Raw genomic sequence first — 15,132 nt, 5'->3', positions numbered from 1 at the left:
GGCCCCGCCGAGGCGGTGGGGCGGCTCAGGACCACGCCAGCTTCGCCCGGTGGTCCCAGTACTCCCCGGGGGCCTCGGCCAGCTCCGCCAGGGCCGCCCGCTGTCCCCCGTCCAGCCGCAGCGCCGTCGCCGTCAGGTTGGACTCCAGTTGGGCGGTCGTCGCCGCGCCGGAGAGGACCACGCTCACCCACGGCTGGTGCAGCACCGCCGCGAGGGCGACCGCGTCGGGGCCCGCGCCCGTCTCCTCCGCGACGCGGCGCAGCGCCGCCGGGATCTGCTCGGGCGCCGCGAGGCGGCCGTTGGCCACGGCCTCCTTGACGATCACCGCGCGGCCCGCCTCGTGCGCCTCGGCCAGGGCCGCCCCGGCCGAGGGCTCGAGCAGGTTGTACGTGGACTGGACGGTCCGGAACAGCGGCTCCCCGTCCACGGTGACCTCCAGCGCGGCGCGGATCGCGTCACGCTGGGCGGGTCCGCTCGTGGACAGCCCGACGGTGACGCCCTCGGCCGCGAGCCGGGCCAGCCGGGCCTGGAGCCCGGGGTCGGTGAGGGCCGGGCTGCCGGGGGTGACGGAGTGCACCTGGTAGAGGTCGAGCCGGTCGCCGAGCAGGGCGCGGCTCTCCGCGCTCTGGCGCTCGTACGTCGCGAGGCTGTGGTCCTTGACCTCGTGGGTCTCGGCGTCCGTGCGCCAGTCGGCGACGTAGGTGTAGCCCCACTTGCTGCCGATCACCACGTCCCGCGCCTCGGGGCGGCTCTCCAGCCAGCCGGCCAGGAACTCCTCGGCCCGCCCGTACGAGCGGGCGGCGTCGAGGTAGCGCACGCCCCGCGCGTACGCGGCGTCCAGCAGCTCATGGGTGCGCTCGCGCATCGCCTCGACGCCGCGCCCGGCCGGCAGGTCCCGCTCCCGGCCGAGGTTGATGTAGCCGGGGCGGCCCACGGCGGCCAGGCCGAGGCCGATCCGGGCCGTGGGGGTGGTGGCTGCCGCGAGGCGCGCGAACGGCATGGTCTGTCTGCCTCCTCGTATCGGACGGCGGGTCGGACGACGGGCCGGACGGCCGGGTGCCGGGCCGGGTGGCCGTCCGGTCAGTGTGCCGTGCGGCGGCGCGCGGTGTCAGCGCTTGGCGTCCGCCCACTCCCGCTGCACGGCCAGGTCGGCCTTCACCTCGGCGAGCTGCGCGGCCACCGCGGAGGGGGCCGTGCCGCCGCGGCCGTCGCGGGAGGCGAGCGCGCCGTGCACGTTGAGGACGGTGCGGACCTCGGGCGTCAGGTGCGGCGAGATCTTCGCGAACTGCTCGTCGCTGAGCTGGTCGAGCTCGATGCCCTCCCGCTCGCACTCCTTGACGCACTCCCCCGCCGTCTCATGCGCCACCCGGAACGGCACACCCTGCTTGACCAGCCATTCGGCGATGTCGGTGGCCAGCGAGAAGCCGGCCGGGGCCAGCTCCTCCATGCGCTCGCGGTTGACGGTCAGCGTGGCCATCATGCCGGTGAAGGCGGGGAGCAGGACCTCGAGCTGGTCGCAGGAGTCGAAGACCGGCTCCTTGTCCTCCTGGAGGTCGCGGTTGTACGCCAGCGGCAGCGCCTTGAGGGTGGCGAGCAGGCCGGTGAGATTGCCGATCAGACGGCCGGACTTGCCGCGGGCGAGCTCGGCGATGTCCGGGTTCTTCTTCTGCGGCATGATCGACGAGCCGGTGGAGAAGGCGTCGTGGAGGGTGACGAAGGAGAACTCCTTCGTGTTCCAGATGATGACCTCCTCCGCGATCCGGGAGAGGTCGATGCCGATCATCGCGGTGATGAAGGCGAACTCGGCGACGAAGTCGCGGGAGGCCGTGCCGTCGATGGAGTTGGCCGAGGAGCCGCGCTCGAAGCCCAGGTCGGCGGCGACCGCCTGCGGGTCGAGGCCCAGGGAGGAGCCGGCCAGCGCCCCCGATCCGTACGGCGAGACGGCGGTGCGCTCGTCCCACTGGCGCAGCCGCTCCGCGTCCCGGGACAGCGCCTGGACATGGGCCAGGACGTGATGGGCGAAGAGGACGGGCTGGGCGTGCTGGAGGTGGGTGCGGCCGGGCATGGCGACATCCGGGTGGGCCTCGGCGAGCCCGACCAGCGCCCCCTGGAGATCGGCGATCAGGCCGCCGATGATCCGGGCGTGGTCGCGCAGATACATCCGGAAGAGCGTGGCGACCTGGTCGTTGCGTGAGCGGCCGGCCCGCAGCTTGCCGCCCAGCTCGGGGCCGAGCCGCTCCAGCAGCCCGCGCTCGAGGGCGCTGTGCACGTCCTCGTCGGCGATGGTGCCGGTGAACGCGCCGGAGGCGACGTCGGCCTCCAGCCGGTCGAGCCCCGCCAGCATCCGCTCCAGCTCGTCCTCGGTGAGCAGCCCCGCCCCGCGCAGGACGCGCGCGTGGGCGCGGGACCCGGCGATGTCGTACGGGGCCAGGCGCCAGTCGAAGTGCACGGAGGCGCTCAGCTTCTCCAGTGCCTCGGACGGCCCGTCGGCGAAGCGGCCGCCCCACAGGCGTACGTCACCGTTGTTGCCGTTGCTCACGCTGCTGCTCCTTGAAGGCTATGGGGGTGCGACCACCGGATGGCGACGGAGGCCTCCCGACCGATGGCATAAGTATGCACTGGGCCGTATGTTTCGTCAAAGTGTCACGAGCGCATGGCGGGCGGTGGCTGGGGTTTCGGGAAATCTCGGCGCCGTTGAGACACGGGCGCCCCCGAACCGTACTCCCCGGCACCGGAGCCGTCCGGTGACGCGCGGACGCGTGCGGAAAGGGGACAGGCCGTTGACGACGGTGACGAACAGCCGGACCGAGCGGCGGGAGGTGATGCGGCGCATCCGTCCCCGCCGCTCTCCCGCCGTGCCGCTTTCCCTGCTGAGCTGGGCGGGGGCCGCGGCCGTGGTGGCGCTGTGGTGGCGGAACACCCCGAACGTGGTCGGCGAGGCCGCCTGGCTGGTCGGCGGAGGGCGGCTGACCGGGCTGCTCAGCGGGTACTCCATCGCGCTGGTGGTGCTGCTGATGGCGCGCGTTCCGGCGCTGGAGCGGCGCGTGGGGTCGGACCGGGTCGCGCGGTGGCACGCCATGAGCGGCCGGTACACGCTGTGCCTCGTCCTCGCCCATATCGTGCTGATCATCTGGGGGTACGCCACCCAGGCGCGGACCGGCGTCGTCGACCAGACCGTGACCGTGGTGACCGGGTACCCCGACATGATCGGGGCGGTGATCGGCACCGCGCTGCTGCTCCTGGTCGGCCTGGTCTCCGCGGGGGCGGTGCGCCGCCGGATGCCGTACGAGGCCTGGTACTACCTGCACCTGATGACCTACGCGGGCGTGTACCTGGCCTTCTGGCACCAGCTGGCCGCCGGCGCCGAGTTCGTCGCCGACGAGACGGCGCGCACCGCCTGGTACGCGCTGTACGGCACCGTCACCGCCGCATTGGTGTGGTTCCGGGTGCTGGTCCCGGTGGGGCTTAACCTGCGGCACCGGATGCGGGTGCTGGCGGTCGTGCCCGAGGCGCCCGGCATGGTCTCGGTGGTGATCGGCGGGCGGGATCTGGACCGGCTGGGCGCGGAGCCGGGGCAGTTCTTCCGCTGGCGGTTCCTGGCGCCGGGCCTGCGGTGGGGCTCGCATCCGTACTCGCTGTCCGCTCCCCCGCAGCCCGAGCGGCTGCGGATCACGGTCAAGGCGGTGGGCGGGCACAGCTCGGCGCTCGCCGCGCTGGAGCCGGGGACCCGGGTGTGGGCCGAGGGGCCGTACGGGTCGATGACCCCCGGCCGGCGCAGCCGCAGCAAGGTGCTGCTGATCGCGGGCGGGGCGGGGATCACCCCGCTGCGGGCGCTGTTCGAGACGCTGCCCGGCCGTGGCAGCGACATCACGCTCCTCTACCGGGCCCGCAGCATGGAGGACCTGGCGCTGTGGGACGAGCTCCAGCGGATCGCCGAGGAGCGCGGGGCCCGGCTGCTGTACGCCGTGAACGGGCCGGACGGCGCGCGCCCGGAGATCACCGCCGAGCGGCTGCGCACCGTGCTGCCCGACATCGACCGCCACGACGTCTTTCTGTGCGGGCCTCCGGGCCTGGCCGAGCACGCGTACGCGGCGCTGCGCGAGGCCGGGGTGCCCGATCGCCGCATCCACCACGAGTCCTTCGAGATGTAGTCCTGCGAACCGTGTAGTGCAGTCGAAACGCGAGGGAGGCGGAGTCATGAAGAGGAAACATCCGCTGCGCCGGATCGTCCTGGGCACCGCGGCCACCGTCTCCGGGGTCGTGCTGCTGCTCGCCCTGAAGCAGCCCGGCTCGGAGCCGGTCGCCGCGGCCGGCCCGGGCAGCCCCGCCGGGCAGGCGTCCGCCACCGCGCCGGCGGCGCCGCCCGCCGCGGGCGGCAGGGGCGGTGACGGCGGAGGCGGCGGAGGCGGCGGGCGTACGGTCACCGGCGACGCGGCCCGGACCCAGTACGGCCCGGTCCAGGTGAGCGTGACCGTCAGCGGTGGGAGGATCACCGCCGCCACGGCCGTCAAGACCCCCGACTCCGGCCCGCGGAGCGAACAGATCGCCGCGAGCTCGGTCCCCAAGCTGAACCAGGCGGCGCTGACCGCCCAGAGCGCGAGGATCGACACCGTCTCCGGCGCCACGTACACCAGCGAGGGCTACCGGAAGTCGCTGCAGAGCGCGCTGGACAAGGCCGGGCTGTGAGGGACGGCGAGCCGCGGCGCATGCTGCACGTCGAGGAGGCCATGGGCACGGTCTTCTCCCTGGACGTCCGCGAGGTGCCCGACGCCGGCCGGCCCCGGGTGCGGGCCGCGCTGGACGGGGCGGCGGCCTGGCTGCACCGGGTCGACGAGGTCTTCTCCCCCTGGCGGGCGGACAGCCAGCTCAGCCGGCTGCGCCGCGGCGAACTGGAGCTGTCGCGGTGCGACGCCGATGTGCGGGACGTGCTGCGGCTGTGCGACGAGGCCGAGCGGACGAGCGGTGGCTGGTTCAGCGCCCGCTACGCCGGAGAGGTGGATCCCACCGGCCTGGTCAAGGGCTGGGCGGTGGAGCGCGCCGCCCGGATGCTGGTGTCGGCCGGCGCCGGGTCGGTGTGCGTCAACGGCGGCGGGGACGTCCAGACCCACGGGGGGCCGTGGCGGGTGGGCATCGCCAACCCCCTGCGCCCCGGAGAACTGGCCGCCGTGGTGGAGGCGCGCGGCGAATTGGCGGTGGCGACCTCGGGCCCGGCCGAGCGCGGCTGCCACATCCTGGACCCGTACACCGGCGCGCCCCCCGCGGACCAGCTCGCCTCGGTCACCGTGGTGTGCCGCGGCCTGGCCGACGCGGACGCCTGGGCCACCGCGGCCTGTGCGATGGGCGCCGAGCGGGCCCGGCGCTGGCTTCAGCGGCTGCCGGACGCGGCGGCGTTCGCCGTGACGGCCGACGGCACCACATGGCGGACGAGCGGCTTCACGCGGTACGACGCGGCGATGTGCGTCTGACGCGCCGCGCCCGGAGCCCGAGTCGCGCCGGGTCCTTGGGCGCTGTGAGTCCCGGGTCCTTGGGCGCTGTGAGCCCCGGGTCCTTGGGCGCTGTGAGCCCCGGGTCCTTGGGCGCTGTGAGCCCCGGGTCCTTGGGCGCTGTGAGCCGTGAGCAGGGTCAGCGGCCCGGCGGCCGCCAGGTCGCGCAGGCTGCCTCCGTGCTTCGGCATGCCTCCATGAAAAGACCGGCCGCGCCGGCTCGCCGCCCGGATAATGCGCCTCATGGGAAAGGTCTACGAACGCATAGACGGCAGGCTGCGCGCCTTCATCGAACAGCAGAAGATCTTTTTCACCGCCACCGCCCCGCTCGCCGGGGACGGCACGGTGAACCTCTCGCCGAAGGGGCTGACCGGCTCCTTCGCCGTCCTCGACGAGCTGACGGTGGCCTATCTGGACTTCGCGGGGAGCAACGCGGAGACCATCGCGCACCTGCGGGAGAACGGCCGCATCACCTTGATGTGGTGCGCCTTCACCGGCCCGCCGAACATCGTGCGCGTCCACGGCCGCGGCGAGCCGGTCTTCCGTGACGACCCGCGCTTCGCGGGCCTGCTGGAGCACTTCCCGGACATCGACGTGGACGCCCACGGGCTGCGGGCGATCATCGTGGTGACGGCCGACCTGATCCGGGACACCTGCGGCTTCGCGGTCCCCTTCATGGACTACCGGGAGGACCGCACGCTGCACGGCGACCGCTTCCGGCGCGAGGACGATGACACGCTGAGCGCGTACTTCGAGAAGAAGGAGCACGTGGCGACGAGCATCGACGGGCTGCCGGGCCTGCCGCTCCCGCTGCCGCCCCGTGCCTGAGCGACGTACCCGTGCCTGAGCGAGTATCGGTGTAGCGACCAGATAACGAGACGGTGTTGCGCGGCGCCCCGCCGACGGCGTTCCATCACGCGGTGCGATCCGAACATTCGAGCCCCAGGGCGGACGCCGCGGCGCCGCCGACACCGGAGTCCGCCACCGCCGACCGGGCGGCCAGACGGGCCGTCACCGTCTTCCCCGTCCTGGTCCTGGCCGCGGGCGCGGCGGGCCTCGCCGTACCCGGCACCTTCAGCGGATGGGCGCCCAACGTGCCCTACCTGCTTGGCGTGATCATGTTCTGCATGGGGTTGACCATGACCCCGCAGGACTTCTCCGGCGTCCTCAAGCGGCCGTGGGCGGTCGCGCTCGGCCTGGTGGCGCACTACGTCATCATGCCGGGGCTCGGCTGGCTCATCGCCCATGCCCTCGGCCTGTCCCCGCAGTTGGCGGCCGGTGTGATCCTCGTCGGCTGCGCCCCGAGCGGTACGGCCTCCAATGTGGTGACCTATCTGGCGCGCGGCGACGTGGCGCTGTCCGTCTCGGTGGCGACCGTCTCCACGGTGCTCGCCCCGGTGGTCACCCCGCCGCTGACGCTGCTGCTGGCCGGTGAGTACCTGCCGGTGGACGCCGAGTCGATGGTCACCGACATTCTCAAGACGGTGCTGCTGCCGGTCGTCGGGGGCCTGGCCGTACGGCTGCTGGCGGGGCGTCACATCAAGCGGGTGCTGGGGGCGCTCCCCTGGCTGTCGGCCGCCACGATCGCCGTGATCGTGGCCGTGGTGGTGGCGGCGAGCGCGGACGCCATCAAGTCGGCGGCCGCACTGGTGCTGCTGGCCGTCGTGCTGCACAACGGACTCGGGCTCGCGCTCGGTTACGCGGCGGGCCGGGCCGCCCGCCTCGGCGAGCCCGCCGGGCGGGCCATGGCCTTCGAGGTCGGCATGCAGAACTCGGGTCTCGCGGCGTCCCTGGCGTCCGCGCACTTCAGCCCACTGGCGGCGCTCCCTGCCGCCGTGTTCTCCGTCTGGCACAACATCTCGGGCGCGCTGGTCGCCGCCTGGATGTCCCACCGCTCGCGCCGGAAGCGGGGCTGAGCGGGGAAGCCGCACGCGGTAACAGAGAGACGCGGACGTGTGAGAGCCGACGGCGTCCCGCCGTCGGCTCCCGCATGTCCGCGAGGGTCCCGCGGGCCTAACCCTCCTTCTGCGCCAGTCGCAGCAGGTGGTCGGCGAGCGCCTGGCCACCGGTCGACTCGCGGCTGATCAGCAGCACCGTGTCGTCGCCCGCGATGCTGCCGAGGATCGCGTGGAGCTCCGCCGAGTCGATGGCCGAGGCCAGGAACTGGGCGGCGCCGGGCGGAGTGCGCAGCACCACGAGGTTGGCGGATGCCTCCGCCGAGATCAGCAGCTCACCCGCCAGCCGCGCCATCCGGGCCTCGCTGGCCGACTCGCCGAGCGGGGCGCGGGGGGTGCGGTCGCCGCCCTCCGCGGGCACCGCGTAGATCAGCTCTCCCCCGGTGTTGCGGATCTTCACCGCGCCGAGTTCGTCCAGGTCGCGGGAGAGCGTCGCCTGGGTGACGGACAGGCCGTCGTCGGCGAGGAGCTTCGCGAGCTGGCTCTGGGAGCGGACCGGCTGCCGGTTCAGGATGTCCACGATCCGGCGGTGCCGGGCGGTGCGGGTCTGCGGCACGGCCGGGCCACCGCTGTGGGGGGTGCCGTTGCCCTGTGCCTCGGTGTGCTGCGCCTCGGTCATCGTCTCGTCAGTCTCCGGATCCGTCAGTGTCCGTGTCCCCCCTGGGCGGCGTCCAGGGCGGCGTCCAGGGCGGCGGGGAACGCCCCGAGGAACGCGTCCACCCCCTCGTCGCCGAGGACGAGCGGCGGGGCGAGCCGGACCACGTCCGGCGCGACCGCGTTGACCAGGAGTCCCGCGTCCTGAGCCGCCTGCTGCACCTGGGGCGCGAGGGGCTCGGTCAGCACGATACCCAGCAGCAGGCCGGAGCCGCGGACATGGCCGATCAACGCGTGGCCGAGCGATTCGATCCCGTCACGCAGCCGCTCCCCGGTCGCCTTGACCCGGTCGAGGACACCGTCGGCGGCGAGGGTGTCGAGCACCGCCACCGCGGCGGCGCACGCCACCGGGTTTCCGCCGAAGGTCGAACCGTGCTGACCTGGGGTCAGCAGCTCGGCGGCGGGGCCGAAGGCCACGGTGGCGCCGATGGGCAGGCCGCCGCCGAGCCCCTTGGCGAGGGTGATCACATCGGGCTCGACGCCCTGCGCCTGGCACTCGGACCAGTGGCCGGTGCGGCCGATTCCCGTCTGGATCTCGTCGACGACCAGCAGGGCGCCGGTGGCCCGGGTGATCTCGCGGGCCGCCGCCAGATAGCCCGCCGGGGGCACCACGACGCCGTTCTCGCCCTGGATCGGCTCCACGATGAACAGCGCGGTGTCCGTGGTGACGGCCGCGCGCAGCGCCTCCACGTCCCCGTACGGGACATGGGTGACCTCGCCGGGCAGCGGCAGGAACGGCTCCTGCTTGGCGGGCTGGCCGGTCAGCGCCAGGGCGCCCATGGTGCGCCCGTGGAAGCCGCCGGTGGTGGCCACCATGTGGGTGCGGCCGGTGCGCCGCCCGATCTTGAAGGCGGCCTCGACGGCCTCGGCGCCGGAGTTGGAGAAGTACACCCGCCCGGGGCGGTCGAAGAGCCGCAGCAGCCGCTCGGCCAGCGCCACCGGGGGCTCGGCGATGAACAGGTTCGAGACGTGGCCGAGGGTGGCGATCTGGTCGGACACGGCCCGGACGACGGCGGGGTGGGCGTGGCCGAGGGCGTTGACGGCGATGCCGCCGACGAAGTCCAGGTACTCCTTGCCGTCCGCGTCCCAGACCGTGGCGCCCTCTCCATGGGTGAGCGGCACGCGGGGGGTGCCGTAGTTGTCCATGAGCGCGCCCTGCCAGCGCCGGGTCAGCTCCTCGTTGCTCACCGGTCCGCCCCCTCGTCCTCGTCGTTCTCGTTGACCGCGTCCGGCAGGACCATCGTGCCGATGCCCTCGTCGGTGAAGATCTCCAGCAGGATGGAGTGCTGGACCCGCCCGTCGATGACGCGCGCGGTGTTGACGCCGTTGCGCACGGCGTACAGGCACCCCTCCATCTTGGGCACCATGCCGCTGGCCAGCTCCGGCAGCAGCTTCTCCAGCTCGCTCGCGGTGAGCTTGCTGATCACCTCGTCGCTGTTGGGCCAGTCCGCGTACAGGCCCTCCACGTCGGTGAGCACCATCAGCGTCTCGGCGCCGAGCGCGGCGGCGAGCGCCGCGGCGGCGGTGTCGGCATTCACGTTGTAGACGTGTCCGTCGTCGGCGCTGCGGGCGATGGAGGACACGACCGGGATGCGGCCGTCGTCCAGCAGGGCCTGGACCGCGCCGGTGTCGATCTCGGTGATCTGCCCGACCCGGCCGATGTCCACCTGCTCGCCGTCGATCTCGGCGAAGTGCTTGGTGGCGGACATCAGGTGGGCGTCCTCGCCGGTCATGCCGACGGCCAGCGGCCCGTGGCGGTTGAGCAGCCCCACCAGCTCGCGCTGGACCTGTCCGGCCAGCACCATCCGTACGACGTCCATGGCCTCGTCGGTGGTGACCCTCAGCCCCGCCTTGAACTCGCTGACCAGGCCGTGCCGGTCGAGCTGCGCGCTGATCTGCGGGCCGCCGCCGTGCACCACGACGGGGCGCAGGCCCGCGTGGCGCAGGAAGACGACGTCCTGGGCGAAGGCGGCCTTCAGCTCCTCGTCCACCATGGCGTTGCCGCCGAACTTGATCACGACGGTCTTGCCGTGGTGGCGGGTCAGCCAGGGCAGCGCCTCGATGAGGATGCGCGCCTTGGGCAGGGCGGTGTGTTTACGGGCGGTCGGCTGGCTCATGACGAGTAGGCGCTGTTCTCGTGGACGTAGTCGGCGGTCAGGTCATTGGTCCAGATGACGGCGGATTCGCCGCCGGCGGCCAGGTCGGCGGTGATGCGGACCTCCCGGTAGCGCATGTCGACCAGCTCCCGGTCCTCGCCGACGGAACCGTTCTTGCAGACCCACACGCCGTTGATGGCGACGTTGAGCTGCTCGGGCTGGAAGGCGGCGGAGGTGGTGCCGATCGCGGAGAGCACCCGGCCCCAGTTGGGGTCCTCGCCGTGGATGGCGCACTTGAGGAGGTTGTTGCGGGCGATCGAGCGGCCCACCTCGACGGCGTCGTCCTCGGTGGCCGCGCCCACCACCTCGATGCGGATGTCCTTCGAGGCGCCCTCCGCGTCGCCGATCAGCTGGCGGGCCAGATCGGCGCAGACCTCGCGGACCGCCTCGGCGAACTCCTCGGCGGGCGGTGTCACGCCGGACGCGCCGGAGGCCAGCAGCAGCACGGTGTCATTGGTCGACATGCAGCCGTCGGAGTCGACCCGGTCGAAGGTGGTTCGGGTGGCGGCGCGCAGCGCGGTGTCGAGGTCCTGGGCCTCGACGTCGGCGTCGGTGGTGAGCACGACGAGCATGGTGGCGAGGCCGGGGGCCAGCATGCCCGCGCCCTTGGCCATGCCGCCGACCACCCAGCCGCCCGCGCCCTGGGCCACGGCGGTCTTGTGCACGGTGTCGGTGGTCTTGATGGCGATGGCGGCCTTGTCGCCGCCGTGCGGGGTCAGCTCGGCCGCCGCCTTCTCCACCCCCGGGAGCAGCTTGTCCATCGGCAGCCGGACGCCGATGAGCCCGGTGGAGGCGACGGCGACCTCGCCGGCGCTGTGCCCGAGGACCTCCGCGACCTTCTCGGCCGTGGCGTGGGTGTCCTGGAAGCCGAGCGGGCCGGTGCAGGCGTTGGCGCCGCCGGAGTTGAGGACGACCGCGCTCACCGTGCCGCCCTTGAGGACCTGCTCGGACCACAGGACGGGGGCGGCCTTGACGCGGTTGGAGGTGAAGACCCCGGCCGCGGCCAGCCGCGGTCCGTTGTTGACGACGAGGGCGAGGTCGGGGTTGCCGTTCTCCTTGATGCCCGCCGCGACGCCGGAGGCGGTGAAGCCCTTGGCTGCCGTAACGCTCACTGTGTCTCCTTGGTAGCCCCGCCATGGGGAAACTTCATCTGGTGTGCCGCGCGTACGGCGCTCACGGCGCGATCCCGGTGGTGGGCAGCCCCAGCCCCTCCGGGAGGCCGAGCGCGACGTTCATGCTCTGGACCGCGCCGCCGGCGGTGCCCTTGGTGAGGTTGTCGATGGCGCTGATGGCGATGACGCGGCCCGCCGCCGGGTCGTGGGCGACCTGGATCAGCGCCGCGTTCGATCCGTACACGGCGGCGGTGGACGGCCACTGCCCCTCGGGGAGCAGGTGGACGAACGGCTCGTCCTGGAGTGCCTTCTCGTACGCGGCGCGGACGGCCTCGGCGGTCACTCCGGGACGGGCCTTGGCGCTGCAGGTGGCGAGGATGCCGCGGGGCATGGGGGCGAGGGTGGGGGTGAAGGAGACCGAGACCGGCTCCCCCGCCACCGCAGACAGGTTCTGGATCATCTCGGGGGTGTGCCGGTGGCCGCCGCCGACGCCGTACGGGCTCATGGCGCCCATCACCTCGCTGCCCAGCAGATGCGGCTTGGGCGCCTTGCCCGCGCCGGAGGTGCCGGAGGCGGCGACGATCACGGCCTCGGGTTCGACGAGCCCCGCCGCGTACGCCGGGAACAGCGCGAGCGAGACGGCGGTCGGGTAGCAGCCGGGGACCGCGACGCGCTTGGACCCCTCCAGCGCGGCGCGGGCCCCGGGCAGCTCGGGGAGGCCGTAGGGCCAGGTGCCGGCGTGCGGGGAGCCGTAGAACCGCTCCCACTCGCCCGCGTCCTCGAGCCGGAAGTCGGCGCCGCAGTCGATGATCAGGACCTCGTCCCCGAGCTGCTCGGCGACGGCGGCGGACTGGCCGTGGGGCAGCGCGAGGAACACCACGTCGTGCCCGGCCAGAGCCTCGGGGCCGGTGGGCTCGAGCACCCGGTCGGCCAGCGGCAGGAGGTGGGGCTGCAGGGCGCCGAGGCGCCCGCCCGCGTTGGAGTTGCCGGTCAGGGCGCCGATCTCCGCCCGCGGGTGGGCGAGCAGCAGGCGCAGCACCTCGCCGCCCGCGTATCCGCTCGCTCCGGCCACCGCCACACGTACCGCCATCGACTGCCTCCCTCTCGATGGCATGACTATACGGTCGCTGGAAGCTTTATGCAATGCCGGGACGGGGGGTGGACTTGAAAGCAACACCGCCGAAAGCAACACCGCCAAAGTCACACCGAAGCCACATCAGGGGACATACGCGGGAGCCATCGCGCAGTGACGCGTCTTACGCCCACAGAGGGCGGCAGGCCCTTTCGTGAGGGGGTCGAGGACGAGATATCTTGATGTCGAGCAATGTTGCAGACGTGGAGCGGAGCACCCGGTGACTGACTCGACCATCATCTACACGCACACCGACGAGGCCCCGGCCCTGGCGACGTATTCGTTCTTGCCGGTGGTCCAGGCGTACGCGTCGACGGCCGGTGTCAGCGTGGAGACCCGTGACATCTCGCTGGCCGGGCGCATCATCGCCGTCTTCCCCGAGTACCTGGAGGAGGGCCTGCGGATCCCCGACGCCCTCGCCGAGCTCGGTGAGCTGGCCAAGACCCCCGAGGCCAACATCATCAAGCTGCCGAACATCTCGGCCTCGATCCCGCAGCTCAAGGCCGCGATCGCCGAGCTGAAGGAGCAGGGCTACACGCTGCCGGACTACCCGGACGACCCCAAGACCGACGAGGAGCGCGAGATCCGCGCCCGCTACGACAAGATCAAGGGCTCCGCGGTCAACCCGGTGCTGCGCGAGGGCAACTCCGACCGCCGCGCCCCCGCCTCGGTCAAGAACTACGCCAAGACCCACCCGCACCGCATGGGCGCCTGGACCCCCGAGTCCAAGACGAACGTCGCCACCATGGGCGTCGACGACTTCCGCTCCACCGAGAAGTCCGCGGTCATCGCCGAGGCCGGCTCGCTGCGCATCGAGCTGGCGGGCGACGACGGCTCCACCACCGTGCTGCGTGAGTCCGTGCCCGTGCAGGCCGGCGAGGTCGTGGACGCGTCGGTGATGCGGGTGGCCGCGCTGCGCGAGTTCCTCACCGCTCAGGTGGCCCGCGCCAAGGCCGAGGACGTGCTGTTCTCGCTGCACCTGAAGGCCACGATGATGAAGGTCTCCGACCCGATCGTCTTCGGCCACGCTGTGCGGGCCTTCTTCCCGAAGACCTTCGCCGAGTACGGCGAGGTGTTCGCCGCGGCCGGCCTGACCCCCAACGACGGGCTCGGCGGCATCCTCAAGGGTGTCGAGTCGCTGCCGGAGGGCGCGAAGATCAAGGAGTCCTTCGAGGCCGAGCTGGCCGAGGGCCCCCGCCTGGCCATGGTCGACTCCGACCGCGGCATCACCAACCTGCACGTCCCCTCCGACGTCATCGTCGACGCCTCCATGCCGGCCATGATCCGCACCTCCGGCCACATGTGGGGCCCCGACGGCCAGGAGCACGACACCCTCGCCGTCCTGCCCGACAGCAGCTACGCCGGCATCTACCAGGCCGTCATCGACGACTGCCGGGCCAACGGCGCCTTCGACCCCGCCACCATGGGCTCGGTCCCGAACGTCGGCCTGATGGCGCAGAAGGCCGAGGAGTACGGCAGCCACGACAAGACCTTCGAGATCCCCACCACGGGCACCGTCCGCGTCCTCGACGAGGCCGGCAACGTGGTCCTGGAGCAGGTCGTCGGCGCCGGTGACATCTTCCGCATGTGCCAGACCAAGGACCTGCCGATCCGCGACTGGGTCAAGCTCGCCGTCACCCGCGCCCGCGCCACCGGCGACCCGGCCGTCTTCTGGCTCGACGAGAACCGCGCCCACGACGCCCAGCTGATCGAGAAGGTCAAGGCGTACCTGCCCGAGCACGACACCGAGGGCCTGCGGATCGAGATCATGGCCCCGGTCGACGCGATCAAGTTCTCCCTGGAGCGGATCCGCCGCGGCGAGAACACCATCTCGGTCACCGGCAACGTGCTGCGCGACTACCTGACCGACCTGTTCCCGATCCTGGAGCTGGGCACCAGCGCCAAGATGCTCTCGGTCGTCCCGCTGATGGCGGGCGGCGGCCTCTTCGAGACCGGCGCCGGCGGCTCCGCGCCGAAGCACGTCCAGCAGCTGGTCAAGGAGAACTACCTGCGCTGGGACTCGCTCGGCGAGTTCTTCGCGCTGGTGCCGGCCTTCGAGCAGTACGCCGCGACCACCGGCAACGCGCGGGCCCAGGTGCTCGCCGACACCCTCGACCGGGCCACCGCCACCTTCCTCAACGAGGACAAGTCGCCCAGCCGCCGGCTCGGTGGCATCGACAACCGCGGCAGCCACTTCTACCTGGCGCTGTACTGGGCGCAGGAGCTGGCCAAGCAGACCGACGACGCGGACCTGGCCAAGGCCTTCGGCCCGCTCGCGGAGAAGCTCACCGCGCAGGAGCAGACGATCGTCGACGAGCTGATCGCGGTCCAGGGCGAGCCGGCCGACATCGGCGGCTACTACCAGCCCGACCCGGCCAAGGCCGCCGCCGTGATGCGTCCCTCGGCGACCTTCAACGAGGCCCTCGCCACCCTCGGCTGACCCGGGCGGCGCCCGCCCGCGCCGCCCCCACGCAGCCCCGCGGCTCCTTCCGCCCCGGCTGGACACCCGTCCGGCCGGGGCGGTTTCTTTTCGCACTCCTGACGAATCCCCCGATCGGCGCGCCACCGCGCCAATAGCCGGTCCCCACAGAACCACGGCGCGGGGCTGCTGGGATCACAACATCCGTTCGGGCCGAATCC

General features: G+C 72.8%; 13 protein-coding genes. 6 read left to right on the top strand and 7 right to left on the bottom strand.

All coding sequences use genetic code 11. The annotated features are described in order from the left end of the window. Positions 1–25: 25 nt before the first annotated feature. Positions 26–1,000, bottom strand: a complete 975-nt coding sequence (locus tag ABFY07_RS16815; protein ID WP_346175285.1) for an aldo/keto reductase — start codon at positions 998–1,000, stop codon at positions 26–28. A 108-nt stretch (positions 1,001–1,108) separates the two neighbouring features. Continuing rightward, positions 1,109–2,539, bottom strand: a complete 1,431-nt coding sequence (gene argH, locus ABFY07_RS16810) for an argininosuccinate lyase (RefSeq protein ID WP_346175284.1) — start codon at positions 2,537–2,539, stop codon at positions 1,109–1,111. Positions 2,540–2,822: 283 nt separating this feature from the next. Between argH and ABFY07_RS16805 the strand changes: the two genes are divergently transcribed. From ABFY07_RS16805 to ABFY07_RS16785, 5 genes are all read left to right on the top strand, one after another. Continuing rightward, entirely contained in the window at positions 2,823–4,151 is a 1,329-nt protein-coding gene (locus ABFY07_RS16805; RefSeq protein WP_346175386.1) for a ferredoxin reductase family protein, read from the top strand. A 46-nt stretch (positions 4,152–4,197) separates the two neighbouring features. After that, positions 4,198–4,686 (top strand): FMN-binding protein, encoded by a 489-nt coding sequence (locus ABFY07_RS16800; protein WP_346175283.1) that lies wholly within the window; start codon positions 4,198–4,200, stop codon positions 4,684–4,686. A gap of 41 nt (positions 4,687–4,727) precedes the next feature. After that, positions 4,728–5,465, top strand: coding sequence for an FAD:protein FMN transferase (locus ABFY07_RS16795; protein WP_346175385.1), 738 nt, complete (start codon positions 4,728–4,730; stop codon positions 5,463–5,465). A 261-nt stretch (positions 5,466–5,726) separates the two neighbouring features. Continuing rightward, complete coding sequence (locus tag ABFY07_RS16790) at positions 5,727–6,311, top strand: pyridoxamine 5'-phosphate oxidase family protein (RefSeq protein WP_346175282.1); 585 nt, start codon at positions 5,727–5,729, stop codon at positions 6,309–6,311. A gap of 92 nt (positions 6,312–6,403) precedes the next feature. Next, on the top strand, positions 6,404–7,399 hold the full coding sequence (locus tag ABFY07_RS16785) for a bile acid:sodium symporter family protein (protein WP_346175281.1): 996 nt from the start codon (positions 6,404–6,406) through the stop codon (positions 7,397–7,399). 97 nt (positions 7,400–7,496) lie between these two features. On the opposite strand, the gene ABFY07_RS16780 is transcribed toward ABFY07_RS16785, so the two are convergent. The 5 genes from ABFY07_RS16780 to argC form a co-directional block, all read right to left on the bottom strand. Beyond that, positions 7,497–8,057, bottom strand: coding sequence for an arginine repressor (locus ABFY07_RS16780; RefSeq protein ID WP_065966022.1), 561 nt, complete (start codon positions 8,055–8,057; stop codon positions 7,497–7,499). A gap of 23 nt (positions 8,058–8,080) precedes the next feature. Then, a complete protein-coding gene (locus tag ABFY07_RS16775) occupies positions 8,081–9,280 on the bottom strand; it encodes an acetylornithine transaminase (protein ID WP_346175280.1) in 1,200 nt (399 codons plus the stop codon). Next, complete coding sequence (argB, locus tag ABFY07_RS16770) at positions 9,277–10,209, bottom strand: acetylglutamate kinase (RefSeq protein ID WP_346175279.1); 933 nt, start codon at positions 10,207–10,209, stop codon at positions 9,277–9,279. Before argB ends, ABFY07_RS16775 begins: the two co-directional genes overlap by 4 nt. Then, a complete protein-coding gene (gene argJ / locus ABFY07_RS16765; RefSeq protein ID WP_346175278.1) occupies positions 10,206–11,360 on the bottom strand; it encodes a bifunctional glutamate N-acetyltransferase/amino-acid acetyltransferase ArgJ in 1,155 nt (384 codons plus the stop codon). The genes argB and argJ overlap by 4 nt, the downstream gene beginning before the upstream one ends. Before the next feature lie 61 nt (positions 11,361–11,421). Continuing rightward, positions 11,422–12,450, bottom strand: coding sequence for an N-acetyl-gamma-glutamyl-phosphate reductase (argC, locus tag ABFY07_RS16760; RefSeq protein ID WP_065966015.1), 1,029 nt, complete (start codon positions 12,448–12,450; stop codon positions 11,422–11,424). A gap of 262 nt (positions 12,451–12,712) precedes the next feature. Here argC and ABFY07_RS16755 point away from each other — a divergent pair, with 262 nt between their 5' ends. Beyond that, positions 12,713–14,932 carry an NADP-dependent isocitrate dehydrogenase gene (locus tag ABFY07_RS16755; protein WP_346175277.1) on the top strand — a complete coding sequence of 740 codons (2,220 nt, stop codon included), beginning with the start codon at positions 12,713–12,715 and terminating at the stop codon, positions 14,930–14,932. Positions 14,933–15,132: the final 200 nt, after the last annotated feature.

Origin of the sequence: Streptomyces sparsogenes subsp. cuspidosporus (assembly GCF_039532705.1) — a bacterium.
Taxonomy (GTDB): domain Bacteria; phylum Actinomycetota; class Actinomycetes; order Streptomycetales; family Streptomycetaceae; genus Streptomyces; species Streptomyces sparsogenes.
The sequence above is the reverse complement of the archived record's forward strand: the minus strand, read 5'-3'. Positions and strand labels throughout refer to the sequence as shown.